Raw genomic sequence first — 25,970 nt, forward strand, 5'->3', positions numbered from 1 at the left:
TCGAATGCCCTTCCACAGCAGCCATGCCCACCGACTCAGTCGTCGGCCGCGACGAGGAGAGTGATCCGTCCAGCTGAGCGGTCGATGAGCACGAACTCGTGGAAGTCCTCGTGCACACGCCCCCAGTCATGAATGGCCTCATCCCCGAGCCCGCTCAGGTAGGAGATGTGCTCGGCCGCAGCCAAGCGGTCGAACACCTCCTGCTGCAGATCCGCCTCCAGCCTGGCAGGCATGTCCTCGAACTTGTTCGCCCACCCCCACAGGATGTGCGCGCTCTTCTCCCAGCTGACGGCTTCGTAGACGTCGGGGGTGACCAGGCTCAGCCAATACGGGCCGTGCCTGGATCCCTCCGGCAGGACTCCACCACCTGCGTAGTCGTCCCGGAACTGTTTATGCCCGATGAGCGCCGCGAGCAGTTCCTGGGCGTCGCCGGGCTCAGCCGGGATCCGCAGATGCTTGATGTCAACCCACCTGTAGCCGTGCGACCTTGGATCCTGGAACTTGTAGTTCCGGAAATTGATGAAGGCACTGGCCTCATGGGTGAGCTGGTTCTCCATAGCGCCACAGCTTAGGAGCCGGCCAAGGTCACTCTGCAGCCCCGTCGGACAGGCTCTAAGGTGCGGAGTTGCTCAGCCTGACCTCAGGAGGGCGAGCGTGGCGGTCCGTAGCCATGTTGCGGCTTCTTCCACTGACATGCGGTCTGCCCTGACTTCGTCGCCTGCTGCGTGGCCGAGAGCGGTGACCGCGGCTACCAGCCAGGTGGCTGGCGGTGCGGGGTCGAACTCGCCTGACGCCTGACCCTTCTCGATCAGCCGGGTGAGTCGGGCTGCGACGGGCTCATGCCGGGCCAGATCGGCGTCGGCGCTGGCGCGGGTGCTTCCGAGCTGGAGGAGCACGGGGTTGCGTTCGAACAGCCGCCAGCCGATGTCCTGCAGTCCTAGGAGCGAGTCCAGGGCCGAACCATTCTTCTCTTCCGCCTCGTCCATCGCGGCCATGGCCTGGTCCGTGATCCGGTCGGCGACAGCGTCAAGCAGCGCCTCACGAGTGCCGAAGTGGGCGTATACGGTCTGGCGGGTGACGTCGGCCGCGGCGGCGATGGCGGCCATACCGGCGTCGGGCCGCTCGGCCAGCAGCCGGACCGCGGCGCCCAGCACTGCGGCCCGACTGCGCTCGGCGTCGGCGCGACGGCGGGGCTGAACTCGCGGGGAGTCGCCGGGGGTCTCGAAAGCAGTCAACTCTTACAACCTTGTCAGAGATAGATGGCTCGCTATATCTTACGGATGCGTAAGAGATCGTTGCGCGGGTGGCCCCGCACGTACGGCAGGAGCATGGTGAATCCCCTCCACGCGAAGCCTCCCGAGCAGTTCATCGCCGACTTCTTCACGACCTTCACCGACGCCGTCATCCATGGCTCGGAAGACGCCTCAGGCCTGATGTCCAGGTACTACACCCGTGACGTCGTTCAAGTCGCCGACGGCGTGCCACTCGACTGGGAGCGTCTCGTCGCTCACCTCCGCCCGGTGCGCAAGAACCTGCGCGAGTTCCGTTTCGAGGTGCACGAGGCGTTCGCGGACGGAGACCGGATCGCGACCCGCTTCACGATTCACGCCCGGATGCGCAAGGGCGGACCGATTTCCACACGGGTCCACATGTTCGCGGAGTTCACCCCCGACGGCCTGTTGCGACGAGCTGAGCAGCTCACCCGAGCCGTCGCCCCCGACGAACCAAAGAGCGGGGCCGTGGGTGAGGGGGTTGTCGGTCCTTGCGAGCCTGTCACGGAGGAGTGAACGTCAACCGGCCCGACAAGCACCGCGTCCCCGCCGTCAGCCTCAGTTCTCAAACAGACACTGAGAGTTCCACTGCGGTGTCGGGGTTCGATGAGCGGGCCGCTGCTGCTGCAGACCGCAACGAAGAGGACCTGGGCGATGACGATGATGACTAGGGCTTGTCCGGGGGAACAGAGCCCAGGGGGCGGAGACCCAAGCCCGCGACGGATGTCGAGGGCGGAGCGCCCTCGGTCAGTAGAAGCGTGGTGATCGCGTCGGCTGGGCCGGGCGTGAAGTGCACCTCCCCGCCAGGCAACGGCACCACGTTCCTCGCCTGGTCGACCGGGATGCCGAGGAGCTCGCCCAACCACGTGGCGGATGCTGCCGGGTCGGGTGTTTCGATGACGAAGCCGGCCAGGTCGTGCGGCCCGCGCGCGACCCGCCCCGAGCTGTACCGGTCGAGTATGACCTGTCGGTCCGGGGTGTACGTGATGAAGAACGGGGCCCATGTGGGGGCCTCCTGCAGCACGGCCTCGGTGAATGACACCGGTGAGCCTTCACGGGCGAAGACATGCAGGTCCACCTTGTGTCCGGCGCGGCGTAGCCGCTCCGTGGTGGCGTTCACGTCCGTCACATGCGTGGCGAAATTGAGTGCGCCTCCGCCTGCGGCGAGCAGCGCGTCGACGTGCGGCATCCATGCAGTCATGGCCTGGCCGAAGGGTGAGTTGGTGAACTCGGCGCGGTCCACCACGGTGAGGATCTCGACATAGCGGGCGTCGAGCCGCCAGGCGCCGTTCCGGAAGCCCAGATACGGCTGGTTGGCGTGTGCCGGAAGGCCGGCCGCCGTGTACGCCTCGGTGGCCGACTCGACATCAGGGACGCAGTGCAGAAGGTGGTCGAACTCCGGTGACTCGGGCTGCATTTCACGCTCCTGGAGGGTTCCGTGGGCGGCGATCATGCCATCATGCCACCGGCAGTGTGCCTTGCAGCGGAAGCCGGTAGCAGAAGGCCCCGGAGGAGGCCGACGATCCTGGCGTGTGGTGATGGGTTGGGGTGGAGACTGGCATCCGGCTTGACCCATCAGACAGTCCCTAGCACTGGTCAGGGCGGGCTTACCGGCAGGGCGGGCTCGCAGGGCCTTCGCGATCAGGTCGTGGACGAGGTGCTCGCCGGGTGCCCGGTTCTCCTTGAGACGGGGAAGGTCTCCGGGGCCGAACCAGTCGTAAGCGGTGTGCTTGGGCCATTCCGGCGTGGGATGGTCCAGGTCGCCGTCGACCTCGACGAGGTGGCCGGCCTCGTGCCGCGTTCCGGTCCCGTCGTCGCCGGTCCAGACCGCAGGTGCCGGCCGGTTTCCTCGGCGACCTCGCGGGCGAGCGTGTCCAGCGGGGACTCGCCGGGCTCGACATGGCCTCCGACGATGTCCCAGCAGTCGGGGAAGAGCCGCCGGCCGGGGCCGCGTCGCTGGGCGAAGGCGGCGCCGTCCCGTTTGAGGATGACGGCGTCGACTGCCCAGCGGCCGCCGTCGGCGGGGACAGGGCTCTCGATGTCGTCCTCCACGGCCACGCGGTACTCATCGTCTGACATGCCCTCACGGTAGGCCCGGCGCCCGCACCCCTCGCCGAGGCGGCCGCCGCGCCGATACGGGAGGATGCCCCCTGACACCGTCAGGGAGGAGTGACCGAAGGTGACCGAGGAACCGCGCCCGACCCTGGAGGCCGTGGCCGCCCGCGCCGGGGTCTCCAGAGCCACCGTCTCCCGCGTCGTCAACGGCGACCCCGGGGTGCGCGAGACGCTCGCCGAGAGGGTGCGTCACGCGGTCGACGAACTCGGTTACGTCCCCAACCGCGCCGCCCGCAGCCTGGTCACCCGGCGCCACGACGCGGTCGCCGTGGTGATCGCCGAGCCCGAGACGCGGGTCTTCGCCGACCCGTTCTTCGCACTGCAACTCCGCGGCATCAGCAAGGAGTTGGCTGCCCGGGACGTGCAGCTGGTCCTGCTGCTCACCGAGGGGCGGGACGACCATGAGCGGGTCGGTCGCTACCTCGCCGGCGGTCACGTCGACGGCGCCCTCGTCTTCTCCCTGCACCTCGACGACCCGCTGCCCGGCATCATCCGGCGTGCCGCGGTGCCGACCGTGTTCGGCGGCCGCCCCGGCTGGCCGGACGCCGCCGCGGACGAGCAGGCGGCGCCGTACGTCGACTGCGACAACCGCGGCGGCGCGCGCGAGGCGGTGCGCCACCTCGTGGGGCTCGGCCGCGGCCGCGTCGCGCACATCACCGGTCCCCTCGACCAGACCTCCGCGGTCGACCGGCTCGACGGCTACCGGGACGTACTGGGCGACGTGGATCCGCGCCTGATCGCCGAGGGGGACTTCACACCCGCGGGAGGGGAGCGGGCGATGCGGGAACTCCTCGACCGCGCGCCTGAGTTGGACGCCGTCTTCGCGGCCAACGACCTGTCGGCGTCCGGCGCCCTCCGGGTGCTCCGGGAGCGGGGCAGGAGGGTGCCGGACGACGTGGCGGTGGTCGGCTTCGACGACATGCTGCCGGTGGCCGAGCAGGCCGATCCGCCATTGACGACGGTCCGTCAGGACATTGAAGAAATGGGCCGGTTGATGGCCCGGATGCTCCTGCGGGACAGGGGCGGCGAGGACGTCGCCTGCGAACCGGCGAACGTGGTGCTGCCCACGGCCCTGGTGCGCCGGGCCTCGGCGTAAGGCCGATGAGGCGTCCGAATGGGCGCGCGGTCAGGACCCCACGCTCACCGTGAACCGCCGCGGGTTGCCGTCGTGCGCCGCCCCCGACACGTCCGGCTGCCCGTCGGGACGTACGTCGTCGTACGGGAACGCGTACCCGATGGGGGAGTTGGCGTGTACGACACGTGACCAGTGGTTGGTCACCTCGCCCCGGTAGTAGTCGGCGGCGGTGGCGCCGCCCGGCTGCTGGGGATGCGTGAGCATGATGCTGCGGTTGAACCCGGCGGCGAGCCGCGCGAGGAGGCCCTTCTTGTCGTCCGGGTCGCCCGGGTTGTTGGCGAAGGGACCGTGGTTGCAGGTGAAGATGTCCTTCGACGTCGGCTTGGTGAAGGAGTGCCCGCCGTTGAACGTGAGTACGTCACCGCTGACGCGCCCGGTGAACACGCCCCGGCCGCCCTGGAGGTCGATCCTGAGATCGGTGGAGCGGTACTTGTCCCACACCTGGTCGATGTAGCGGTTCCAGACGTCGCGGAAGGGCATCTGGTCCGGCCGGTCGAAGTAGGGCGCCATGAGGTTCTGCGGCGAGATGACGCGCAGCACGCCTCCGTCGTCGGCCCTGATGACCAGGTCGTCCCACGGCTGCCCGTCCTTCGCCGCCTGCGCGACGAGATCAGAGGCGATCCTGCCCACGGCGCCGTCGGGCAGCGGGGCGACGGTGTGGGTGCCGTCGCCCTCCAGGGTCAGGCCGATGGGCAGCGCGGTGACGAGGTCGACGTAGCTGATGTTGGCGTAGAGCTGCTGGGGGTTGAAGGTGAACTCGCAGAACGACCACGTGCGGCCGTAGTTGGGGTCCGCCCGGGTCGCGAAGGCGGGCTCGACGAGTGAGGGGCCCGGGTTGAGGAAGAAGTCCAGCTTGGCGTCGCGCACGAAGTAGACCCGCGCGCCGTACATCTGAGGGAGCGTCAACACCTTCGGTGCCGAGCCCGCCGCGCCGAGGGGGATGGCGCAGTCGACGGGCAGCGGGGTCTGCGGTGCCGACGGCGAGTCGGGGCGGTAGACGCCGCCGTCGGGCTTGAGCAGTACCCAGCGGCCGGTGCCCTGTTCGTGGCCGGTGACGTAGGCGTGTACCCGGCCCGGGAGCGACTTGTTCTTCAGGGCGAGTTCGCAGGTGGCGGGCGCGGGCTTGCCGCCGGCCCGGGCGCTGGGGCTGAGAGCGCTGCCCCAGAGGGGGTAAGTGAGGGCGCCCGCGGCGCCGGCGGTGGTGGTCAGGAACATTCGACGCGATATCACGGAAGGTCTCCTGCACGGTTGTGGGGGGTGGTGCACCACTGTCGCGGCGGGTGATTGAGGCGTCAAGAGTTGTGACTGAGAGCGCTCTCAAAAATCTTGCTCGTTCACGAAGTGACGACAGGCGGACTGTCAGTGGTGGATGCCAGACTCGAAGAGGCGGTGGACAGACAGGCACGACACCGGCAGAGATCAGACAGGCACGACACCGGCAGAGATGCGACAAAGGAGTCGATCATGCTTAGTACCCGTTTCGCTGTGGGAGCTCCGGTCTGGGCGGACATGTGCGCCCCCGACCTCGGCACCGTCAGCGATTTCTATCGTGAGTTGTTCGGCTGGGAGCTCCAGCAGGGCGGCCCCGAGGTGGGGGGCTACAGCGAGTTCCAGCTCTCCGGCAGGACCGCGGCGGGAGCGATGGCGATGGCCGCGGACGTGGCGCCGCCCGCCTGGACGCTCTACTTCCGCACGGTGGACGCGGACGCCACGGTCAAGTCGGTCGAGCAGGCCGGCGGCAGGTCGCTCTTCGAAGCCGCGGACGTCCTCGACCTCGGCCGCATGGCGGGCCTCGCCGACGTGGCCGGTGTGCCGTTCTCGGTGTGGCAGCAGGGCCGGCTGGCGGGCCTCGATGTCCTGAACGAACCGGGTGGCCTGGTCTGGAGCGAGCTGTACACCCCGGACGTCTCCGCGGCCACCTCGTTCTACGGCTCCGTGTTCGGCTGGCAGACCACCGAGATGGCCTTCCCCGGAGGGACGTACACGATGGTGCATCCCGCCGACGGCACCCCGGACGACATGTTCGGCGGCATCGTGCCGCTCGACAGCGACCCCTCGGAAGAGGGGGCGTACTGGCTGCCGTACTTCCAGGTGGCGGACTGCGACGACACGGTCGCCAAGGCCGGGCGGACGGGCGGCTCGGTGCGGATGGCGACGGTGGAGATGGCGGGCGTGGGCCGCTTCGCGAAGCTGGCGGACCCGGCGGGCGCGCGGTTCGCGGTGCTTCAGCCGGCCCCTCCCGGCGAGCAGATGGAGTCGTAGCCGCCGGGGGATGGATTGTCCGGTGGCTCCGGGGTGAGGGTTTCGCGGCGGTGTCCGAAGGGCAGCGCTTATCGGGACGCCGGACGGCCCGGCGGTGTGCGATCGTGATCGGGCCCTTCGCCCGGGCCGGGAGCGAAACGCGGGCCGGGCGGTCGTTGATCGTTCGTTGATCGTCTGTTTCGCGCGCCGGGGCAGTATCGACGGCATGCAGATCGACATGACGGCCCAGCCCGAACTCGCCTGGCAGGAGCAGGCGCTGTGCGCGCAGACCGGAGCGGACTTCTTCTTCCCCGAGCCCGGGAGCTCGGTGCGCGAGGCGAAGGACATCTGCCGGATGTGCGCGATGCGCCCGGCCTGCCTGGAGTACGCACTCGCCAACGACGAGAGGTTCGGCGTCTGGGGCGGCCTCTCCGAGAAGGAGCGCTACGCCCTCAGACGTGTGCCTCGCGGGTGACTCGCGCGTATCTCGCACGTGACTCGCGCTTGATACGTCCTTGCGTGGGCGTGGGCCTGGGCTTGATGGTGGGCCTTGGGCATGCCGGGGGCCTCGGGCTCGGCGAGGCGCGGCGCCGGTGCCCTGGGGTTCGACGGTGCCCTGCGGGCGGCGGCGCCGTCACTCGCGTGGTGGGCGCCTCGCGTGTGACGGTGCGTGTCTGAGGCTCGCCGACCGCCCTGAACCGGCGGCCCGCCCGTGTTGAGCGGTAGGTCTCGCGCCCGCCGGACGGAATCGGCGCCTTTGCTCTGCCCCGTACATCGATGCGGGCCCGCCGCACGACCCGGGCTGGATGGCCCCCGGGTCGCGCGGCGCGGTCCCTCGCGGGCGGATCAGGCCTTGCGTGCCGCCATCCGGGCCTTGCGCGCTGCCAGCCTCTCGTCGAACTTCGACGCCTCGGAGTCGAGACCGCCCATGTAGAAGCCCAGCTCCTCCTGGGCCTGGAGCCCCTCGGGGCCGAGCCCGTCGATCTCCAGGACCTTCAGGAAGCGCAGCACGGGCTGGAGCACGTCGTCGTGGTGGATACGCAGGTTGTAGACCTCGCCGATGGCCATCTGCGCGGCGGCCCGCTCGAAGCCCGGCATGCCGTGGCCCGGCATGCGGAAGTTGACCACCACGTCCCGCACGGCCTGCATCGTCAGGTCCGGCGCGAGCTCGAAGGCGGCCTTGAGCAGGTTGCGGTAGAAGACCATGTGGAGGTTCTCGTCCGTGGCGATGCGCGCCAGCATGCGGTCGCAGACCGGGTCGCCGGACTGATGTCCGGTGTTGCGGTGCGAGATGCGGGTCGCCAGCTCCTGGAAGGCCACGTACGCCACCGAGTGCAGCATCGAGTGGCGGTTGTCCGACTCGAAGCCCTCGCTCATGTGGACCATCCGGAAGCGTTCCAGCTCGTCCGGGTCGACGGCGCGCGAGGCGAGGAGGTAGTCGCGCATCACGATGCCGTGGCGGCCCTCCTCGGCGGTCCAGCGGTGCACCCAGGTGCCCCAGGCGCCGTCGCGGCCGAAGAGGGAGGCGATCTCGTGGTGGTAGCTGGGGAGGTTGTCCTCGGTCAGCAGGTTCACGACCAGGGCGATGCGCCCGATGTCGGTGACGGGGGACTGGCCCTTCTCCCACGCCTCGCCGTCCTCGAAGAAACCGGGGAAGTTCCGGGCGTCGGAGAACGGGACGTACTCGTGGGGCATCCAGTCCTTGGCCACCTTGAGGTGGCGATTGAGTTCCTGCTCGACCACTTCCTCCAGCGCGTAGAGCAGCCGGGCATCGGTCCAGCTGTCCGTGCTGCCGAGGTGGGGAGAGGTGATCGTCACGTGGGCTCCATAGCGGGACGGGAGTACTTACGAGCAGTGCGAGCGGTGCACTACCTACGGTGTCGTAGGTTACGTTGCCGTAGGTTAAGCCCTCCGTAAAGAGGCAGTGAAACCGGCCCCCGCCCGTCTCCCCCGCAACAAGGGCCTCAATACTGGTCAGGCGTACAGATCGCGGAGTCGGACTGAGAGGCACGTCACACAGCCTTCGAGTTTCTCGAATTCGCTGATGTCCACCGGAACCGGGTCGAAACCAAGATCGGCGAGCAGCTCCGCGCTCTTCGGCGCACTCGCCGCCATCAGCAGTTTTCCCCCGCCGAGGAGGACCACGTGCGCGCCCGGCTCCTCCGGCACGGGCAGGAAGCGCGGAAAGAGGGAGGGGCTCCCGACCAGCGGCTCGTACCCGATGACCGTCCCGTCGGGCAGCGCCGTCACCGCGGACTTCAGGTGCAGGATCTCGCTGAAGGGTGTGGCGAGGGGCACAGTGACCACGCGCGCGCCGAGCGGTTCGAAGGCGGCCCGCAGCTGCCGCACTCCCTCGGCGTTGGTCCGGCCGCCCCGCCCCACGTAGACCGTGTCGCCGACCTTGAGGACGTCACCGCCCTCCAGCGTGCCGGGCTCCCAGATCCAGTTCACCGAACAGCCGAGCCTCGCCACGGCCTCCTCCACGCCCGGCGTCTCGTCCCGCCGGGGCTCGGCCCCCGGGCGGGTGATCAGTGCCACGTTCCGGAAGACGACCACCGCGTCCTCGACGAACACCGAGTCCGGGCAGTCGTCCGCCGGCTCCACCTCCAGCGTCTCCCAGCCGTGGGCGTCCAGCGCCGCCACGTACGCCTCCCACTGCCGTAGCGCGAGTTCCACGTCGACCGGGGTGCGTTCCAGGTGGGTGACCAGGCCTTCGGCGAGGCGCGGGCTGGGGCGGCGGACCAGGGCCTTCTTGCTGGGCACGGCACTCTCCTCACGCGGGCGGGGCAGTGCCGCACATCATGCAGCGTCCGCCCGCCTCTGGCCCAGAGCGCCTCGGAGATGGTCGGCGGTGAACGACCCCTCGGCCTCCAGGAGTTGGGCGGGCGTTCCCTCGAAGACGATCCGCCCGCCGTGCTTGCCGCCGCCGGGGCCGAGGTCGATGACCCAGTCCGCGTGCTTGACGACATCGAGGTTGTGCTCGACGACGAGTACCGTGTTCCCGGCGTCGACGAGCCGGTCGAGGAGCGCGAGCAGCCCGTCCACGTCCGCCAGGTGCAGGCCGGTGGTCGGCTCGTCGAGGATGTACGTCGTGCCGGTGCGGTGCAGCTGCGTGGCCAGCTTGATGCGCTGGCGCTCCCCGCCGGACAGGGTGCTCAGCGGCTGGCCGAGCGTGAGGTAGGTGAGCCCCACGTCCCGCAGGGAGCCCAGCCGGCGGCGAAGCGCCGTGTCGTCGAAGCGTGCGGTGAAGTCGAGGGCGTCCTCTGCCGTCATGGCCAGGAAGTCGACGACGGACCGGCCGTCGACGGTCAGGCGCAGCACCTCGTCCTTGAAGCGCCGCCCCTCGCACGCCTCGCACGTCGTGGTCACCGGGTCCATGAACGCCAGGTCGCTGTAGATGATCCCGCGCCCCTGGCAACGCTCGCACGCACCACGCGAGTTGAAGCTGAACAGGCTCGCCTCGGCGCCCGTCTCCCGCGCGAAGAGCTTGCGTACGGTGTCCATGATCCCGAGGTACGTCGCCGGGGTCGAGCGGCCCGAGATGCCGATGGACGACTGGTCGACGACCACGGTGTCCGGGTGCGCCTCGGTGAACGCCTTCGACACCAGCGTGCTCTTGCCCGATCCCGCGACGCCGGTGACCGCCGTGAGCACCCCGGCCGGCACCCGCACGCTGACGTTCTTGAGGTTGTGCAGACCGGCGTCCTTGATCCAGTGCCCGCCGGTCGCCCGGCGCGGGTTCTCCTTGACGCCCCGGACGCGGCGCAGGTGGCGGCCGGTGAGCGTGTCTGCCCGCCGTAGCTCGGCCGGGGTGCCCTCGAAGACGACCAGGCCGCCGCCGGTGCCGGCCGCCGGGCCCATGTCGACGACATGGTCGGCGATCGCGATCACGTCCGGGTCGTGCTCGACGACCAGGACGGTGTTGCCCTTGTCGCGCAGCCGCAGCAGCAGGTCACCCAGGCGCCCCACGTCACGCGGGTGCAGACCGACGCTCGGTTCGTCGAAGATGTACGTCATGCCGGTGAGGCTGGAGCCGAGATGGCGCACCATCTTCAGCCGCTGTCCCTCGCCGCCGGAGAGCGTGGACGTCTCGCGGTCCAGACTGAGATAGCCGAGGCCGATCGCCTCGATCCGCTCCAGGGCGGCGACGGCCGCCGCGGCGATCGGACCCGCCACGGGATCGTCGACGCGCCCCAACTCCTCGATGAGGTCGGTGACTTCCATCCGCGTGCAATCGGCGATCCCCAGACCGTTGATCCGGGTGGCGAGCGCCGCCGGGTTGAGGCGGGCGCCGCGGCACGCCGGGCACGGGCCCTCGTGGAGAAAGGCCTGCGCGACGTCGCGGGTCTTCTGGGAGAGGGAGGAGAGGTCGCGGTTGAGGTAGAGCCGCTCGAAGCGGTCCGCGAGGCCCTCGTAGTCGGTGTCGCGGGAGCCTCCGGTGTTGTGGACGGGCACCTTCCTGGCGCGCGGCTTCCCGCGGCCGTCGCGGCCGCCCCGCAGCAGGAACTCCCGCTCGGCGTCGGTGAACTGCCCGACCGGCTTGTGCGGGTCCAGGTCGGGCGTGTTGGTGTAGGTCTGGCCGTGCCAGGTCCCCGCGGCGAACGGCGGGAAGAGGATCGCGCCGTCCGCCAGGGACCTGGTGGGGTCGAGGATGCGGTCGTAGTCGGGCCGCACGCTGAGGCCGAGGCCGTCGCACTCGGGACACATGCCCGACGGGTCGTTGAAGGAGTACGCCGTCGCCGGGCCCGCCCTGGGTGTGCCGTGCCGGGAGAAGAGCACCCTGATCACGGAGTAGATGTCCGTCATCGTGCCCACGGTGGAGCGCGAGTGGCCGCCGATCGGCTTCTGGTCGACGACGATCGCGGGCGAGAGATCCTCGATGGTGTCCGCGTGCGGCCGCTCGTACTTCGGCAGCCGGTTGCGCACGAACCAGGTGAAGGTCTCGTTCAGCTGGCGCTGTGACTCGACCGCGATCGTGTCGAAGACGACCGACGACTTGCCGGAGCCCGACACCCCGGTGAAGACCGTGAGGCGGCCTTTCGGGATGCGCAGGTCCACCTCCCTGAGGTTGTTCTCGCGGGCTCCGGCGATGGTGATGTGCTGGTGTGTGTCATGTCGGGTGTCTGGGTGCATACGCGCGAAGCTAGCCGGAATACCCGACAGCCTCTGTCTTCTTTTCCTGGGTGATCTCCTTCAGCTCGCCGTCCAGGAGCAGCCATCGCGTGATGCCGATGGACTCCAGGAACGGCAGGTCGTGACTGGCCACGATCAGCGCGCCCTGGTACGACTCCAGAGCCGTCGAGAGCTGCTTCACGCTCGCCATGTCGAGGTTGTTCGTCGGCTCGTCGAGCATGAGCAGCTGCGGCGCCGGCTCGGCGAGGAGCAGCGCCGCGAGCGCCGCCCGGAACCGCTCGCCGCCCGACAGGGTCGCCGCCCGCTGATCGGCCTTGACCCCCTTGAACAGGAAGCGTGCCAGGCGGGCCCGGACGCGGTTGTTGCTCGCGTCGGGAGCGTACGCCGCCACGTTCTCGACGACGGTACGGTCGTCGTCGAGCACATCGAGCCGCTGGGGCAGGAAGCGCAGCGGTACGTGCGCCAGTGCCTCGCCGGAGACCGGTTGCAGCTCCCCGGCGATCGTGCGCAGCAGCGTCGTCTTGCCCGCGCCGTTGCGCCCGATCAGCGCGATCCGCTCGGGGCCGCGCAGCTCGAAACAGCCCTGGACGCGGGCCCCGTAGCACAGTTCCAGACCGCCGAGGGTGAGGACGGTGCGGCCGGGGTGCACCAGGGTGTTCGGCAGGTCGACGCGGATCACGTCGTCGTCCCGTACCGCCTCCACGGCGTCGTCGAGGCGCTCCTTGGCCTCGGCGAGCTTCTCCTCGTGCATGATGCGGTGCTTGCCCGCGGACTCCTGGGCGGCCCGTTTACGCGCGCCCATCACGACCTTCGGCTCGCGCTTCTGGTCCCACATCTTCTGGCCGTACCGCTTGCGGCGGGCCAACTTGACGTGCGCGTCCGCCAGTTCGCGCTTCTGCTTGCGCAGGTCGGACTCGGCGACGCGCACCATGCGCTCCGCCGCCTCCTGCTCGGCGGCGAGGGCCTCCTCGTATGCGCTGAAGTTGCCGCCGTACCAGCTGACCTCGCCCTCGCGCAGATCGGCGATCTGGTCAACCAGGTCGAGGAGTTCGCGGTCGTGACTGACCACGACGAGGACTTTGTGCCACGCCTCGACGGCCGCGTACAGGCGCCGACGGGCGTACAGGTCAAGGTTGTTGGTCGGTTCGTCGAGCAGCAGGACGTCCGGCCGGCGCAGGAGCAGCGCGGCCAGGCGCAGCAGCACCGACTCGCCGCCCGAGACCTCGCCCGTGGTGCGGTCGAGACCGATATGGCCGAGCCCGAGCTGGTCGAGGGTCGCGAGGGCGCGCTCCTCGACGTCCCAGTCGTCGCCGACGACGGTGAAGTGCTCCTCGCGCGCGTCGCCCGCCTCGATGGCGTGCAGGGCGGCGCGCGTCGCGGCGATGCCGAGGACCTCGTCGACGCGCAGTGCGGTGTCGAGGGTGACGTTCTGCGGCAGGTAACCGACTTCGCCGGCGACCTTGACCGCGCCGTCGGTGGGCGTCAGTTCACCGGCGATCAGCTTCAACAGGGTTGATTTCCCCGAGCCGTTGATGCCGATGAGGCCGGTCCTGCCGGGTCCGAAGGCCACCTGGAGCCCGTCGAAGACGCCGGTGCCGTCCGGCCAGGCGAAGGTGAGCGACGTGCAGGTGACGGAGGTGGGGGAGGTGGGGGAAGTAGACATACAGGCCTCGCGGTTGCGTGGTGTGGAGCGCGGTCAGGGGCAACGCGTTCGAGACACCGCGGCGGTGCTGAGGCCATGGAAGGGAAAAGGCCTGTGCCGGGGGACGGGACGGCTCGTATGCCGAGGTCGCACGCGACGTACACGGCAGCGAAAGCTGCGTGACGCGGTGTCTCATGACCTCAGACGAGCAACGTCCTTCTCCTATCGACGGCAACAGAACCGAGTACACGGTAAGAAGGGCCGCTGGGCCCTGTCAACGCTTTTATGGGCTACGGGCTACGGGCTAGGGGCCATGCAGAGGCGGGACCGGCCGCTCGAAGAAGGTCTCCAGGGCCACCGTCGCCTGGGTCCCGCTCACGCCCTCGATCGCGTACAGCCTGCGCAGCACGTCCTGGAGCTGCTCCGTCGTCGCGGCGCGCACCTTCACCAGGACCGAGGCGCTGCCCGCGATGACGTGGGCCTCCTGGATCTCCGGGATCGCGGCGAAGGCGTCGGCCGAGTCCCCCATCCAGGCGGCCGATTCGACCATCACGAAGGCCAGGACGTGCCGGCCGAGCGCCGCCGGGTCCACCTCGATGGTGGTGCGCCGGATCACGCCCCGCTCGCGGAGCTTGCGCACCCGTTCGTGGGCGGCGCCCGCCGAGAGACCGACCTCCTTGCCGAGCGCGGCGTACGCGGTGGTCGCGTCCCGCTGGAGCGCCGCGATCAGCTTCCGGTCGACGTCGTCCATGTCGTTCACCGTTCCCCCATGTCGTTCACTATCCCCATGGCGGAACCATATAGCGTTCTGGCATAGTCCACGACAGCCATACGACATTCAGTCGCAGCACGCTTGGGGGTACGCATGTCCGGTTCCAATGACGCCACGCTGTACGAGGTCCTGGACGACCGGTTCCGTACCGGGAAATGTGCCAGCGGCGACGACCGCCTCGAGAAGCTGCACGGCGGCTGCCGCTGGGCCGAAGGGCCGCTCTACCTCCCCGCCTGGCGCCAGCTGATCTGGAGCGACATCCCCAACGACCGCATGCTGCGCTGGGACGAGGAGACCGGGGCCGTCTCGGTCTTCCGCCGCCAGGCCGGGCACAGCAACGGCAACACACTTGACCGTGAGGGCCGCCTGATCTCCTGCGAGCAGGGCAACCGCCGGGTCACCCGCACCGAGCCCGACGGCACGGTGACCGTGCTCGCCGACCGCTATGACGGCAAGCGGCTCAACAGCCCGAACGACGCCGTCGTACGCTCCGACGGCTCGGTGTGGTTCTCCGACCCCGACTTCGGGATCACCAGTGACTACGAGGGCTTCCGCGCCGAGCGCGAACTCGACGGTCTGAACGTCTACCGGATCGACCCGAAGACGGGGGAGGTGCGTCTGGTCGCCGACTGCTTCGAGGCGCCGAACGGACTCGTCTTCTCGCCCGACGAGCGGCAGTTGTACGTCTCCGACACGCGGGCCCAGGTCATCCGCGTCTTCGACGTCCGCGACGACGGGACGCTCTCCGACGGCGAGGTCTTCGCCCGCGTCACGGACGGCGTGGGCAGCTTCGACAACATCCGTTTCGACGACGGCGGCCGGCTGTGGGCGGCGGCCATGGAGGGCGGCGTGCACTGCTACGCCCCGGACGGGACGCTCATCGGCCGCCTGAACATTCCCGAGCCGGTCTCCAACATCGCTTTCGGCGGCCCCAAGAACAACCGCCTCTTCATCACCGCGACGACCTCGCTGTACTCACTGGTGATGGGAATCACCGGCCAGCCGCGGGTGCCGCGCCGGCCCTGACCTCGGGCCGCCCCTGACCTCGCGCCGACCCAGGGCGTCGGGCCTTCCCTGACCGCGGGCCTTCCCTGACGCGCTGCCGGCCGGCGGCGCGCTCTTCCGGGGGACCGCGCCGCCAGGACTTCGTCCACGGCGACTCAAGGCCCACCGGCGCATGACCGCCCAGTACGCGGTGGCGGGCGCGCACGAGAGCCTGGTGGTCGGCCGGACCACGCCGCCGATGCGGTCTCCGGGTTCTTCGCCCAAGTTCGGCGACGGCGGCGCGGACGCCGTGCCGCGCGCCGGTCTCGCCAAGCGGCGGGTGCAGGCCGTGTGCCACGGGCCCTCGGCGCGCCGCCGTCCGCGCCGGTCGAGAACGTCCCGGCGGCGGATCCGGAGACCTGGCGCCGGGCACGCCGGACGACGAGGCGATCGGGGTCTCCCGCGATGACACCGACGGCACGGAAGGCAGCAACGTCATCGACGACTCCCTGGGGGCGGACCGGTGGCGGATGGCGCCGCCGCGGCTATCGTCACCATTACCGGCTCACCGAGCACAAGCGGCGGCCGCCGATCGCCGCCCGAGGCGTCGGCGACGCCGACGAGGAGGCGCCGTGCACCACGGCACACTGTCCCTGCCCGCCCGGATCCTCCTGCTGGCGTGGGACACGGACCGGGGCAAGTTCACCGGCGGCCCCGACCTCCACCTCGCCGTCCGCACGGGCGCCCTGGCCGAACTCGCCCAGCGCCGCGTGCTCGGCGAAGCGGGCGGGGTCGTCGTCACCCCAGCCACCGGCGCCCGCACCGGAGACGTGGTGCTCGACGCCCTCCTCGACCTCGTCGAGCGGTCGAAGCCGCGCAAGTGGCGGGGCTGGATGACGTACCGCTCCCGCACCACCCTCGCCGCGGTCCGCGACCAGCTCGCGGCCGAAGGCCATCTGCGGGAGGAGCGCAGGCGGGTCCTCGCCCTCTTCCCCTCCCGACGGTGGGTCCTGGAGCGCACCGGACACGCCGAGGCCCTACGAACGGACGCGCTGGCGGTACTCCGTGCTCAGCGGCCCGTCACGGAGGTGTCGCCCGGCGACGCGGCCCTCGTCGTGTGCGCGGCCACCGGCAAGGTGCGCACCTTCGTCGGCGCCAAGGACCGCAGGCGGTACAAGGACCGGCTGGCCGAGCTGACCGACCGCGCGGGCGGCGACGACCCGGAGCTGCGGACGCTGATGCGGAACCTGCGCAAGGCGCACGCCTCGGCGGTCACGTCCGCCGAGATGGCGCGTTCGTCGAGCGGCGGTGACGGAGGCGGCGACTGAGACCACTGCGGCCCCCGACGCAGATGTCGGATTCTCGCCAGACCCCGGGCGTGCGGCGTTGATTGAGTACGCCGCATGACGACGAACCTCCATGACGCCGCCCTCGCCTTCCACGCCCTGCACACCGCCGGCCGCCCCCTCGTGCTCGCCAACGCCTGGGACGCCGCCAGCGCCCGGATCATCGCGGCCGCGGGAGCCCCGGCGATCGCCACCACCAGCGCGGGCGTCGCCTGGGACCTCGGTGCCGCCGACGGCGACCGGCTCGACAGGGACCGCGCGCTCCACGCCGTGGCCACGATCGCCGCGGCGGTGGAGGTGCCGGTGACCGCCGACATCGAGAGCGGCTATGCCGCGGACCCGGCAGGCGTCGCCGAGACGGTGCGGGCGGTGCTGGCGGCGGGGGCGGTGGGCGTGAACATCGAAGACGCCGCAGACGCCGCAGACACTGCCCGCGCCGCGTACGAGGGGCACGCGCCGCTGAGGCCGGTGGCGGGGCAGGTGGAGCGGATCGCCGCGGCCCGCGAGGCGGCGGACGCGGCGGGCGTGCCGCTGTTCGTCAACGCGCGCGTGGACACGTATCTGCGGGGCGTGGGGGAGCCGGCGGACCGGCTGGCGCTCACCCTGGAGCGGGCCGCGGCCTATCGGGAGGCGGGAGCGGACGGGATCTTCGTGCCCGGCGCCGTGGACCCGGAGACGGTCGGGGCGCTCGTTGCGGGCGTCCAGGGGCCGCTCAACGTGATGGCGGGGCCGGGGGCACCGTCCGTCGCGGAGCTCGCCGCGCTCGGGGTCGCGCGGGTCAGCGTCGGCTCCGGCATCGCCCAGGCCGCGCACGCCGTCGTCCGGGAGGCCGCGCTGGAGCTGCTGTCGAAGGGGACGTACGGGCCGCTCGCGGGCGGCCTCGACTACGGGGAGCTCAACTCGCTGCTCGGCGGCGCCTGAGGGAGGCACCCGATGGGGCGGGCCGGGGGAGACCCGGTGGGGCGGACCGTGAGAGGCCCCGTGGGGCGGGCGCTCACCGGCATGGGCGTCAGCGCCTCAGCACGCGTCCCGCATCAGCTCGGCCAGGTCCTGGTCCAGGTCGACGTGGTGGTGCTCCTGGCCGACCGGCACCAGGGCCGTCGTACGGCGCAGGAAGCGGCGGAGCTCCCCGGTGCGGATGTGGACGATCGCGGTGCCCTCGGGCGCGTGGAACTCCACGACCGTGCGGTCGAAGCCGTACGGTCGCACCCGCACGTCGCCGTCGCCCACCGCGCGCTCCACGCCGTCCGTGAGCAGTTCGCGGGCGAAGGTCCAGTACACCTCGACGCCCTCCAGCGTCGCCGGGGCGGGAAAGCTCATCCGTACGGCGAAGGGGTCGCGCCGGTCGTAGTGGAGCGTTGCGGGAATGGTCGGCATCCGCGGCGCGGCGGCGACCAGGCGGGCCTCTACGGCTTGCTCGATGACGGTGGACAACGCCTGCTCCCTCACTGACTGCTGGACGACTGGGGTCGGCACTTGAATAGACGACGGAATGACGCGATCCGTGCACACGAAAGGCGGGTGAGACCGAGTGACCTCTGTCACCGCGACACCGTGGGAGCGCCCGCGGTTCCCGGAGCCGGTCGTGCAGGGGACGCCTTCAGGCCATCTGGACGAGGCCCGGCGGGTCGGCTAGCTTCGCCCGCCATGAGGGCCATGGGGAAGTCGAAGTCGATGCGTCGTGCGGTGCTGGTGGGACTGTGCGGGGCGGCACTGGCCGCGGCCGTGCCGACGGCCCCCGCCACCGCGACCACGGGGACCACCACGAGCACTGCCGGGCCCGGGGCCGCCCCTGGCAAGGGCCTGAGCTGGCGGCTCAAGGACAGCGGCACGGACGCCCGCTTCCGAGGCCTCGCCGCCGTCAGCCGTGACAGGGCCTGGGTGGCGGGAACCAACGGGACCGTGCTGCGCACCTCGGACGGCGGCAGGACCTGGCGCGATGTGTCCCCACCGGGAGGCGCCGGTCTCGAACTGCGGGACGTGGAGGCCTTCGACGGCCGGCGCGCGGTGGTGCTCGCCATCGGCGAGGGCGAGGCCTCCCGCGTGCTGCGCACCGACGACGGCGGCGCGACCTGGACGGAGTCCTTCCGCAACACCGACGCCAAGGCGTTCTACGACTGCATGACGTTCTTCGACCGCCGCCACGGCCTGGCGATGAGCGACCCGGTCGACGGGAAGTACCGGATCCTGTCCACGGCCGACGGCGGCCGCTCCTGGAAGGTCCTGCCGAGCGCCGGCATGCCGGCGGCGCAGGAGGGCGAGGCGGCCTTCGCGGCGAGCGGCCAGTGCCTGGTCGCCTCCGGGCCGCGCGACGTGTGGCTGGCCACGGGCGGGGCGGCACGCGCGCGTGTCCTGCACTCCGCCGACCGGGGCCTGACCTGGACGGCCACCGACGCGCCGATCCCGGCGGACGACCCGGCCCGCGGCGTCTTCGGCCTCGCCTTCCGCGACCGCACGCACGGCATCGCGGTCGGCGGCGACTACCGGCCAGGACAGGCCTCGCCCGAGGCGGCCGCGGTCACCGGGGACGGCGGCCGCACCTGGACCCCGGCCGGACGCCCGCCGCCCGCATACCGCTCGGGGGTCGCGTGGTTCCCGCACAGCCGTGCCACGGCCCTCGCGGTCGGCCCCACGGGCACCGACGTCACGAGGGACGGCGGGCGGAGCTGGCGGACGGTCGACGCGGGGTCGTTCGACACCGTCGACTGCGCCGGGGACCGCGGCTGCTGGGCGTCCGGCGAGAAGGGCAGGATCGCCCGCCTGGAGCCCCGCTGAGACAGGACCCCGGTCGTGGTCAGGAGGGCAGTTCCTCGCGGTACGGGGCGAGCGCCGGTGCCGTCTTCGTCGCGTAGAACTCCGTGATGCGATACGCGCAGACGCCGGCCAGCACGAACGGGTCCGCGGCGGTGATCTCCTCGATCCGCGCGCGGTCCTCCGCGACGGCGATGATCACGCCGCCGTCCCGGGGGTTCTTGCGTCCGGAGGCGATGAAGACCCCGGCCTCGTACAGCTCGTCGAGCCAGGCCACATGGGCGGCCAGCTGCTCGTCGACGGCGGAGACCGGGGCGGTGTAGGTCAATTCGAGAATGAACATGATCGCGAGGCTACCCGGGGCACCCGGCGGCGGCCCGGGGCGCCCGCACCATGAACACGTCCACCGGATCCTCGTCCTCCACCGTGAACCCGTGCCGCTCGTACAGCCGCCGGGCCGCGCTGCCCCGCAGCACGTCCAGGCGGACGGTGGAGCCCTCCGCGTCGGTGCGCTCGAGCAGCGTGCCGAGGACGGCGGAGCCGAGGCCCCGCCCTTGCCGGTGCGGGGCCAGATAGAAGTGTTCGAGCCAGTGGCCGCCCTCGGCGGGGCGCAGGGTGACGCACCCCGCGAAGGCGCCGTCCGTCTCGATCACCGAGGTTTGCTCCGCGGAGAAGGAGTCCCGCAGCCGCCGGCGCACGCGGTGCGGATCGAACCGGCCGAGCCGCTCCAGATCCGCCCGCATCACCGTCGCGCGCAGCTCCGCGATGATCTCTATGTCCGCCGTCCTCGCGGGGCGCAGGTTCCAACTCATGGCGGCAGTATGCCTAGTCGGTGACGTCGATCCTGCCGTTGACCGAGGTGGGAGCGGCCTCGGCGGGGGCCGGGGCCTTGCCGCCGGTGATGCCCCGCAGCAGCTCGGCGAAATCGACTCCCGTGGTGGAGCCGAGCAGTTCGATGCCCTGGGCCACGTTGCCGGCGACCGTGCGGGAGAGCTGGCTCGCCCCGTCCGTGGAGATCACCGTCATCTTGTCCACCGCGCTGAGCGGCTCGGACGCCTTCGCGACCACGCTCGGCAGGACCTCGACGACCATCTGGAGGACGGCGGCGTCACCGTACTGCGCGAACGCGTCGGCCTTCTTGCGCATCGCCTCCGCCTCGGCGGCACCCTTCGCGCCGATCGCGGCGGCCTCGGCCTCGCCCTCCAGGCGTACGGCGTCGGCGAGCGCGGCACGGTGCGCCTTCTCGCCCTCACCGGTGAGACGGGCCCGCTGCGCGTCGGCCTCGGCCTGCTTGACCAGGGCGATCCTGCGGGCCTCCGCCTCCTGCTCGGCCTGGTAGCGCGCGGCGTCGGCGGGCTTGCGGACCTTGGTGTCCAACTCGCTGTCGGTCAGGGCGGCCTGGCGCTGGGCGACCTTCTCCTGCTCGGTCAGGACGTCCTGCTGCCGCGCGGCCTCGGCGAGCGGGCCCGCGGCGCCGGCCCGTGCCGCCGCCTCATCCGTCTCGGCCTTGATCTCGGCCTGCTTGAGCGCGAACGTCCGCTGGGCGATCGCGATCTCCTCCTCGGCCTTCAGCCGCGCCTGCTCGGCGGCGCGGCGCGCCACGGCCTCGGCGATGTCCGCCTCCTGCTTGGCGCGGGCGGCCTCGGGGCGGCCGAGGTCCTCCAGGTAGGAGCCCTCGGTGGTGATGTCCTGGATCTGGAAGGCGTCCAGGACCAGGCCCTGCCCGGAGAGGCTGGCCTCGGCCTCCTCGGCGACCTGCCCGGCGAAGGCGGCGCGGTCACGGATGATGTCCTCCACCGACATGCGCCCCACGATGGAACGCAGTGCTCCGGAGAGCACCTCCTGGGTGAAGCCGACGATGCCGTCCTGCTGCACGAGGAAGCGCTGCGCGGCGGCGCGTATGGAGTCCTCGGTGCCGCCGACCTTCACGATGGCGACGCCTTCGAGGTTGGCCTTCACGCCGCGCAGTGTGACGGCGCCGCGCACCGCGATCGGGATGTGCCGCGAGGACAGGTCGAGCGTGAACTTCTGCTGCACGAACGGCACGACGAAGACGCCACCGCCGACCACGACCTTCTGGCCGCTGTTGTCGGTCATGACACGGCCGGTGTCGGGATCGGTGGACCTCTTGCCGCGCCGCCCGGTCACGATGAAGGCCTCGCTGGGCCCCGCGACCTTGTAGCGCGTGATGACGACGAGCGCCAGCAGGACGACGAGTACGACGACGCCGATGACGGCGGTCAGGACTGGACTCATGGTGCATTCCCCCCTGCCACCCGGGGACGGCAGATCGGTTACGTGATGGTGGTCGGCGCAGTGCAGTGCGGTGCGGTGCAGTGCTGTGGTGTCCGGTACGGGCGCGGGGTCAGCGCTCCACGGGCCGTACGGTCACCGAGGTCGGCGAGAGCGACGCGTCGACCCAGACCTCGGCGCCCCGCGCCACGGCCACGCTGCTGCGCGCCGCGAACTTCACGGGCTGGCCCCCGAGGCGCAGCAGCACCTCGCCGTAGCCGTCGGCCGGGATGGCGGTGACGACGGAGCCCGCGGTGCCGACGAGGTCGCCGCCGCGCGGTGTGGGCGCGCTCTGGTCGCGCATCAAGGCGCGGGTCAGTCTCAGTGTGAGCCAGCCGGCCCCGGCCCCGGCGCAGGTCCCCGCCGCAGTGGCGGGACCCGCGCCGAGACCCGTCGTACCGAGCACGATCGCTCCCCCGAAGCCGAGCATCGACACGAACCCGGCGACGACCGGCAGTGAAAGGAGCCCGTCGAAGAGCCCGTCCAGCACGCCCGCTCCCTCGAAGAGCCCTTCGAGCACTCCGTCGAGGACGAGCGAGAGCACCAGCAGCACGATGCCCGCGATGCCGAGACCCAGAAAGACCGTCATCGGACCACTTCCCCCGTCATGCCGTTCACCTCGGTACGGAAGGATCCTGGCATGCTGGTACGGCCGCTCACACTGCCTGCTTCCGGCAATCTTTACGCGTCCTTAATGCCGGTCGGCGCCGAGGGGCGCCCCACTAGGCTGGGCCGCACCATGATCGATTGCTCACTGCCCCGGGACTGGCCCACCGACGAGAAGACGGCACGCGCCGTCCAGGACGAACTGCGGACCCGCGTCGTCCTCGACGAACCCGGCCCGCCGCCCGGCACCGGACACGTGACCGGGGTCGACGTCGCGTACGACGACGAGCGGGACATCGTCGCCGCGGCCGTCGTCGTGCTCGACGCGGCCACGCTCGACGTGGTCGAGGAGGCGACGGCGGTCGGCACGGTGGCGTTCCCCTACGTGCCCGGACTGCTGGCCTTCCGCGAGATCCCCACCGTGCTGACCGCGCTGCGGGGCCTCAGGGCCGACCCGGGCCTCGTCGTCTGCGACGGCTACGGCGTGGCGCACCCGCGCCGCTTCGGCCTCGCCAGCCACCTCGGCGTTCTGACGGGCCTCGCGACGATGGGCGTCGCCAAGAACCCGTTCACCTTCTCCTACGAGGCTCCGGCCGCCCCGCGCGGAAGCGCCTCACCCCTCCTCGACGGCGCGGAGGAGGTGGGCCGTGCGCTGCGCACCCGCGAGGGCGTGAAACCGGTCTTCGTGTCGGTGGGCCACCGGGTGACGCTGGCGGGCGCGTGCGCCCACGCCCTGCGTCTCACCCCTCTCTACCGCCTGCCGGAAACCACCCGCCGCGCGGACGCCCTGTGCCGGTCGGCGCTGCGGGAAGCGACCGGTTGAACGATCAAAACAGGAGCGGGTTAGCATATGAGCGCCGCCTAGCTCGAAAGAGAAACCTGTGACTGTCAACGACGACTCGTTCACCAACTGGAAGCACCGCGAGGAGATCGCGGAGTCGATGATCCCGCTCATCGGGAAGCTGCACCGCGAGCGGGACGTGACGATCCTGCTGCACAGCCGCTCCCTGGTGAACAAGTCGGTGGTCAGCATCCTCAAGACTCACCGCTTCGCCCGGCAGATCGCCGGCGCGGAACTGTCGGTCACCGAGACGCTGCCCTTCCTCCAGGCTCTGACGGCGCTCGACCTCGGCCCGTCGCAGATCGACATCGGCATGCTCGCCGCGACGTACAAGACCGACGACCGCGGCCTGTCGGTGGCGGACTTCACCGCCGAGGCCGTCGCCGGCGCCACGGGTGAGAACAAGATCGAGTGCCGCCAGGGCCGCGACGTCGTCCTCTACGGCTTCGGCCGCATCGGCCGCCTCGTCGCCCGCCTCCTCATCGAGAAGGCCGGCTCCGGCAACGGCCTGCGGCTGCGCGCGATCGTCGTCCGCCAGGGCGGCGCACAGGACATCGTCAAGCGCGCCTCCCTGCTGCGCCGCGACTCCATCCACGGCCAGTTCCAGGGCACGATCACCGTGGACGAGGCGAACAGCACGATCATCGCCAACGGCAACGAGATCAAGGTGATCTACGCCAACGACCCCTCCGAGGTCGACTACACGGCGTACGGCATCAAGGACGCCATCCTCATCGACAACACCGGCAAGTGGCGCGACCGCGAGGGCCTCTCGAAGCATCTGCGCCCCGGTGTCGACAAGGTCGTCCTGACCGCCCCCGGCAAGGGCGACGTGCCCAACATCGTGCACGGCGTCAACCACGACATGATCAAGCCCGACGAGCGGATCCTGTCCTGCGCCTCCTGCACCACCAACGCGATCGTCCCGCCGCTGAAGGCGATGGCGGACGAGTACGGCGTGCTGCGCGGCCATGTGGAGACCATCCACTCGTTCACCAACGACCAGAACCTCCTGGACAACTACCACAAGGCGGACCGCCGCGGCCGCTCGGCGCCGCTCAACATGGTGATCACCGAGACCGGTGCCGCCTCCGCCGTCGCCAAGGCGCTGCCGGACCTCAAGGCGCCCATCACCGGCAGCTCGATCCGCGTCCCGGTGCCGGACGTCTCGATCGCCATCCTGAGCCTCACGCTCGGCCGCGAGGCCACCCGCGAGGAAGTCCTCGACTACCTCCGCGAGGTGTCGCTCACCTCGCCGCTCAAGCGCCAGATCGACTTCACCAGCGCCCCCGACGCGGTCTCCAACGACTTCATCGGCTCGCGCCACGCCTCGATCGTCGACGCGGGCGCGACCAAGGTCGACGGCGACAACGCGATCCTCTACCTCTGGTACGACAACGAGTTCGGCTACTCGTGCCAGGTCATCCGCGTCGTCCAGCACGTCTCCGGGGTGGAGTACCCGACGTACCCGGTGCCGGGCGCCTGATCCGCACGTGATCCTCATGGGTGCCCCGCCCCGCGCGGGGCGGGGCACCCGACTCCGCTCAGCGCACCGAGGCGACCCGGAAGGTGAGTCCCGCCGCGTCCAGGCGCGCGATGAGCGCGTCGCCCATCGCCTCGGCCGTGGTGACCTGCCCCGCGGCCGCCGGAAGCTCGTCGAGCGCGAGGCACAGCGCCGACTCGGCCAGCATCTTCGCCGTCTCGTCGTACCCCGGGTCGCCGCCCGAGACCTCGGTGAAGACACGCTTGCCGCCGCCCTCGCCGACGAACCGCACCGAGAACCACGTCCGGTCCCGGACCTCCTTGCTCGGTCCGTCGCCGGGCTTGAGGCGGCCGGACAACCACTCCCGCACGGGCGGCAGTTGGGCGGCCGCCAGCAGACCGCCGAGGGCGACCGGGCCGCCGAGGGCCATCGGCAGCGTCTTCACGGCCGCGTAGTGCCGGTAGCGGAAGTCCGGTCCGTACCGCTCAAGGGCGCGGGCCGAGCGCTGCACGACCTGCGGGTCGATCGTCGGCAGCGGCAACGCCCAGGCACCGACCTCACCCGCGTACCTCGGCGGGCTCGGCGGGGCGTACGCCTTGCGGCCGACGGGGCGGGGCTCGTGGCGCCGCCGCTCCTTCGCGGCGGCCAGCATCTGCCGCCCCCGCCCGAACTGGTTCAGCGCGGAGGCAAAGGTGCCGCCCGAGAACCGCCCGTTGGTCCGCACGAACCCGTCCACCCGCAACGGCACGCCCTCGGGCAGCTGCTTCACCGTGAAGTACGCGCCCAGGTCGTGCGGGACCGAGTCGAAGCCGCACGCGTGCACGAGGCGGGCCCCGGTCTCCCGCGCGCGGGCATCGTGCCGCACATACATGAGGTCGACGAACTCCGGCTCACCCGTCAGGTCCACGTAGTCCGTGCCCGCGTCCGCGCACGCGGCGACCAGTTCCTGGCCGTACGTCAGGTAGGGGCCGACGGTCGTGGCCACCACGCGCGCGTGGCCTGCCATCTCCCGCAGCGAGGCGGGGTCCGCCACATCGGCACGCACCAGAGGCAGTTCGGCGCACGCCGGGTCGAGCGCGGCCAGCCGCTCGCGCAGCTTCTCCAGCTTCGCGGTGTCGCGCCCCGCGAGCGCCCAGCGCAGCCCCTCGGGCGCGTGCGCGACGAGGTACTCCGCGGTGAGCACCCCCACGAAGCCGGTCGCTCCGAAGAGCACGATGTCGTACGCGCGATCCCTCTTCGCACTGCTAGCGGTGTTCCCGCTGTCCCTGTCGTCCTCGCTGCTCTCGCCGTGCTGACTGGTCATGGCACCTCTCCGTCGTGCGCCGGGGCGGTCGTGGGTGCCCGAGGCTAGCCTGCCC

The 25,970-nt window shown here is 71.0% G+C and carries 27 protein-coding genes; 11 read left to right on the plus strand and 16 right to left on the minus strand.

All coding sequences use genetic code 11. The features are described 5' to 3' along the window. Positions 1-35: 35 nt before the first annotated feature. Together ACF062_RS11750 and ACF062_RS11755 are read right to left on the minus strand one after the other, a co-directional pair. A complete protein-coding gene (locus tag ACF062_RS11750) occupies positions 36-557 on the minus strand; it encodes a hypothetical protein (RefSeq protein ID WP_392137561.1) in 522 nt (173 codons plus the stop codon). Between the two features lie 72 nt (positions 558-629). Further along, positions 630-1,235, minus strand: a complete 606-nt coding sequence (locus ACF062_RS11755) for a TetR/AcrR family transcriptional regulator (protein WP_392137562.1) — start codon at positions 1,233-1,235, stop codon at positions 630-632. 93 nt (positions 1,236-1,328) lie between these two features. On the opposite strand from ACF062_RS11755, the gene ACF062_RS11760 reads away from it, so the two are divergent. Then, positions 1,329-1,787 (plus strand): nuclear transport factor 2 family protein, encoded by a 459-nt coding sequence (locus ACF062_RS11760; RefSeq protein WP_392137563.1) that lies wholly within the window; start codon positions 1,329-1,331, stop codon positions 1,785-1,787. Positions 1,788-1,938: 151 nt separating this feature from the next. Here the strand turns inward: ACF062_RS11760 and ACF062_RS11765 are convergent, their stop codons facing one another. Beyond that, complete coding sequence (locus ACF062_RS11765) at positions 1,939-2,724, minus strand: VOC family protein (protein WP_392137564.1); 786 nt, start codon at positions 2,722-2,724, stop codon at positions 1,939-1,941. A gap of 188 nt (positions 2,725-2,912) precedes the next feature. After that, the gene (locus ACF062_RS11770) at positions 2,913-3,350 is read right to left on the minus strand and encodes an NUDIX hydrolase (protein WP_392137565.1); all 438 of its coding nucleotides are present in this window, start codon (positions 3,348-3,350) and stop codon (positions 2,913-2,915) included. A 100-nt stretch (positions 3,351-3,450) separates the two neighbouring features. Between ACF062_RS11770 and ACF062_RS11775 the strand changes: the two genes are divergently transcribed. Continuing rightward, positions 3,451-4,482, plus strand: coding sequence for a LacI family DNA-binding transcriptional regulator (locus tag ACF062_RS11775; protein ID WP_392137566.1), 1,032 nt, complete (start codon positions 3,451-3,453; stop codon positions 4,480-4,482). Between the two features lie 30 nt (positions 4,483-4,512). Here ACF062_RS11775 and ACF062_RS11780 read toward each other — a convergent pair whose 3' ends face one another. Beyond that, positions 4,513-5,751, minus strand: coding sequence for a glycoside hydrolase family 64 protein (locus ACF062_RS11780; protein ID WP_392137567.1), 1,239 nt, complete (start codon positions 5,749-5,751; stop codon positions 4,513-4,515). A gap of 234 nt (positions 5,752-5,985) precedes the next feature. On the opposite strand from ACF062_RS11780, the gene ACF062_RS11785 reads away from it, so the two are divergent. Further along, a complete protein-coding gene (locus ACF062_RS11785; protein WP_392137568.1) occupies positions 5,986-6,783 on the plus strand; it encodes a VOC family protein in 798 nt (265 codons plus the stop codon). Positions 6,784-6,988: 205 nt separating this feature from the next. Then, entirely contained in the window at positions 6,989-7,237 is a 249-nt protein-coding gene (locus ACF062_RS11790; RefSeq protein ID WP_127909663.1) for a WhiB family transcriptional regulator, read from the plus strand. Between the two features lie 371 nt (positions 7,238-7,608). Here the strand turns inward: ACF062_RS11790 and ACF062_RS11795 are convergent, their stop codons facing one another. The 5 genes from ACF062_RS11795 to ACF062_RS11815 form a co-directional block, all read right to left on the minus strand. Further along, positions 7,609-8,580, minus strand: coding sequence for an acyl-ACP desaturase (locus ACF062_RS11795; protein WP_223778066.1), 972 nt, complete (start codon positions 8,578-8,580; stop codon positions 7,609-7,611). A gap of 156 nt (positions 8,581-8,736) precedes the next feature. Then, positions 8,737-9,525 carry a dimethylargininase gene (gene ddaH, locus ACF062_RS11800; RefSeq protein WP_392137569.1) on the minus strand — a complete coding sequence of 263 codons (789 nt, stop codon included), beginning with the start codon at positions 9,523-9,525 and terminating at the stop codon, positions 8,737-8,739. Between the two features lie 36 nt (positions 9,526-9,561). Next, a complete protein-coding gene (locus tag ACF062_RS11805) occupies positions 9,562-11,895 on the minus strand; it encodes an ATP-binding cassette domain-containing protein (protein WP_392137570.1) in 2,334 nt (777 codons plus the stop codon). A 10-nt stretch (positions 11,896-11,905) separates the two neighbouring features. Further along, positions 11,906-13,558 (minus strand): ABC-F family ATP-binding cassette domain-containing protein, encoded by a 1,653-nt coding sequence (locus ACF062_RS11810; protein ID WP_392137571.1) that lies wholly within the window; start codon positions 13,556-13,558, stop codon positions 11,906-11,908. Positions 13,559-13,841: 283 nt separating this feature from the next. Beyond that, positions 13,842-14,288, minus strand: a complete 447-nt coding sequence (locus ACF062_RS11815) for an Lrp/AsnC family transcriptional regulator (RefSeq protein WP_392137572.1) — start codon at positions 14,286-14,288, stop codon at positions 13,842-13,844. Positions 14,289-14,402: 114 nt separating this feature from the next. On the opposite strand from ACF062_RS11815, the gene ACF062_RS11820 reads away from it, so the two are divergent. The 4 genes from ACF062_RS11820 to ACF062_RS11835 all read left to right on the plus strand — a co-directional run bounded on the left by ACF062_RS11820 (position 14,403) and on the right by ACF062_RS11835 (position 17,560). Beyond that, positions 14,403-15,335 carry an SMP-30/gluconolactonase/LRE family protein gene (locus ACF062_RS11820; protein WP_392137573.1) on the plus strand — a complete coding sequence of 311 codons (933 nt, stop codon included), beginning with the start codon at positions 14,403-14,405 and terminating at the stop codon, positions 15,333-15,335. 151 nt (positions 15,336-15,486) lie between these two features. After that, positions 15,487-15,762: a hypothetical protein gene (locus ACF062_RS11825; RefSeq protein ID WP_392137574.1), complete on the plus strand. Its 276-nt coding sequence runs from the start codon at positions 15,487-15,489 to the stop codon at positions 15,760-15,762. Between the two features lie 163 nt (positions 15,763-15,925). Further along, the gene (locus ACF062_RS11830) at positions 15,926-16,621 is read left to right on the plus strand and encodes a GPP34 family phosphoprotein (protein WP_392137575.1); all 696 of its coding nucleotides are present in this window, start codon (positions 15,926-15,928) and stop codon (positions 16,619-16,621) included. Between the two features lie 75 nt (positions 16,622-16,696). Continuing rightward, the gene (locus tag ACF062_RS11835; protein ID WP_392137576.1) at positions 16,697-17,560 is read left to right on the plus strand and encodes an isocitrate lyase/phosphoenolpyruvate mutase family protein; all 864 of its coding nucleotides are present in this window, start codon (positions 16,697-16,699) and stop codon (positions 17,558-17,560) included. A 96-nt stretch (positions 17,561-17,656) separates the two neighbouring features. On the opposite strand, the gene ACF062_RS11840 is transcribed toward ACF062_RS11835, so the two are convergent. Next, positions 17,657-18,073, minus strand: a complete 417-nt coding sequence (locus ACF062_RS11840) for an SsgA family sporulation/cell division regulator (protein ID WP_392137577.1) — start codon at positions 18,071-18,073, stop codon at positions 17,657-17,659. 213 nt (positions 18,074-18,286) lie between these two features. Between ACF062_RS11840 and ACF062_RS11845 the strand changes: the two genes are divergently transcribed. Next, a complete protein-coding gene (locus ACF062_RS11845; RefSeq protein ID WP_392137578.1) occupies positions 18,287-19,414 on the plus strand; it encodes a WD40/YVTN/BNR-like repeat-containing protein in 1,128 nt (375 codons plus the stop codon). Between the two features lie 19 nt (positions 19,415-19,433). On the opposite strand, the gene ACF062_RS11850 is transcribed toward ACF062_RS11845, so the two are convergent. The 4 genes from ACF062_RS11850 to ACF062_RS11865 all read right to left on the minus strand — a co-directional run bounded on the left by ACF062_RS11850 (position 19,434) and on the right by ACF062_RS11865 (position 22,271). Then, positions 19,434-19,733: a YciI family protein gene (locus ACF062_RS11850; protein WP_392137579.1), complete on the minus strand. Its 300-nt coding sequence runs from the start codon at positions 19,731-19,733 to the stop codon at positions 19,434-19,436. Between the two features lie 10 nt (positions 19,734-19,743). Further along, positions 19,744-20,202, minus strand: coding sequence for a GNAT family N-acetyltransferase (locus ACF062_RS11855; protein ID WP_392137580.1), 459 nt, complete (start codon positions 20,200-20,202; stop codon positions 19,744-19,746). Positions 20,203-20,215: 13 nt separating this feature from the next. Continuing rightward, a complete protein-coding gene (locus tag ACF062_RS11860; RefSeq protein ID WP_392137581.1) occupies positions 20,216-21,646 on the minus strand; it encodes a flotillin family protein in 1,431 nt (476 codons plus the stop codon). Between the two features lie 109 nt (positions 21,647-21,755). Further along, positions 21,756-22,271 carry a hypothetical protein gene (locus ACF062_RS11865; protein ID WP_392137582.1) on the minus strand — a complete coding sequence of 172 codons (516 nt, stop codon included), beginning with the start codon at positions 22,269-22,271 and terminating at the stop codon, positions 21,756-21,758. A 150-nt stretch (positions 22,272-22,421) separates the two neighbouring features. Here ACF062_RS11865 and ACF062_RS11870 point away from each other — a divergent pair, with 150 nt between their 5' ends. Then, complete coding sequence (locus ACF062_RS11870; protein WP_392137583.1) at positions 22,422-23,111, plus strand: endonuclease V; 690 nt, start codon at positions 22,422-22,424, stop codon at positions 23,109-23,111. A 58-nt stretch (positions 23,112-23,169) separates the two neighbouring features. Continuing rightward, complete coding sequence (locus ACF062_RS11875) at positions 23,170-24,615, plus strand: glyceraldehyde-3-phosphate dehydrogenase (RefSeq protein ID WP_392137584.1); 1,446 nt, start codon at positions 23,170-23,172, stop codon at positions 24,613-24,615. A 58-nt stretch (positions 24,616-24,673) separates the two neighbouring features. Here ACF062_RS11875 and ACF062_RS11880 read toward each other — a convergent pair whose 3' ends face one another. Continuing rightward, on the minus strand, positions 24,674-25,915 hold the full coding sequence (locus ACF062_RS11880) for a saccharopine dehydrogenase family protein (RefSeq protein ID WP_392137585.1): 1,242 nt from the start codon (positions 25,913-25,915) through the stop codon (positions 24,674-24,676). Positions 25,916-25,970 lie beyond the last annotated feature (55 nt).

This window comes from Streptomyces sp. NPDC015345, assembly GCF_043078805.1.
Lineage (GTDB): Bacteria > Actinomycetota > Actinomycetes > Streptomycetales > Streptomycetaceae > Streptomyces.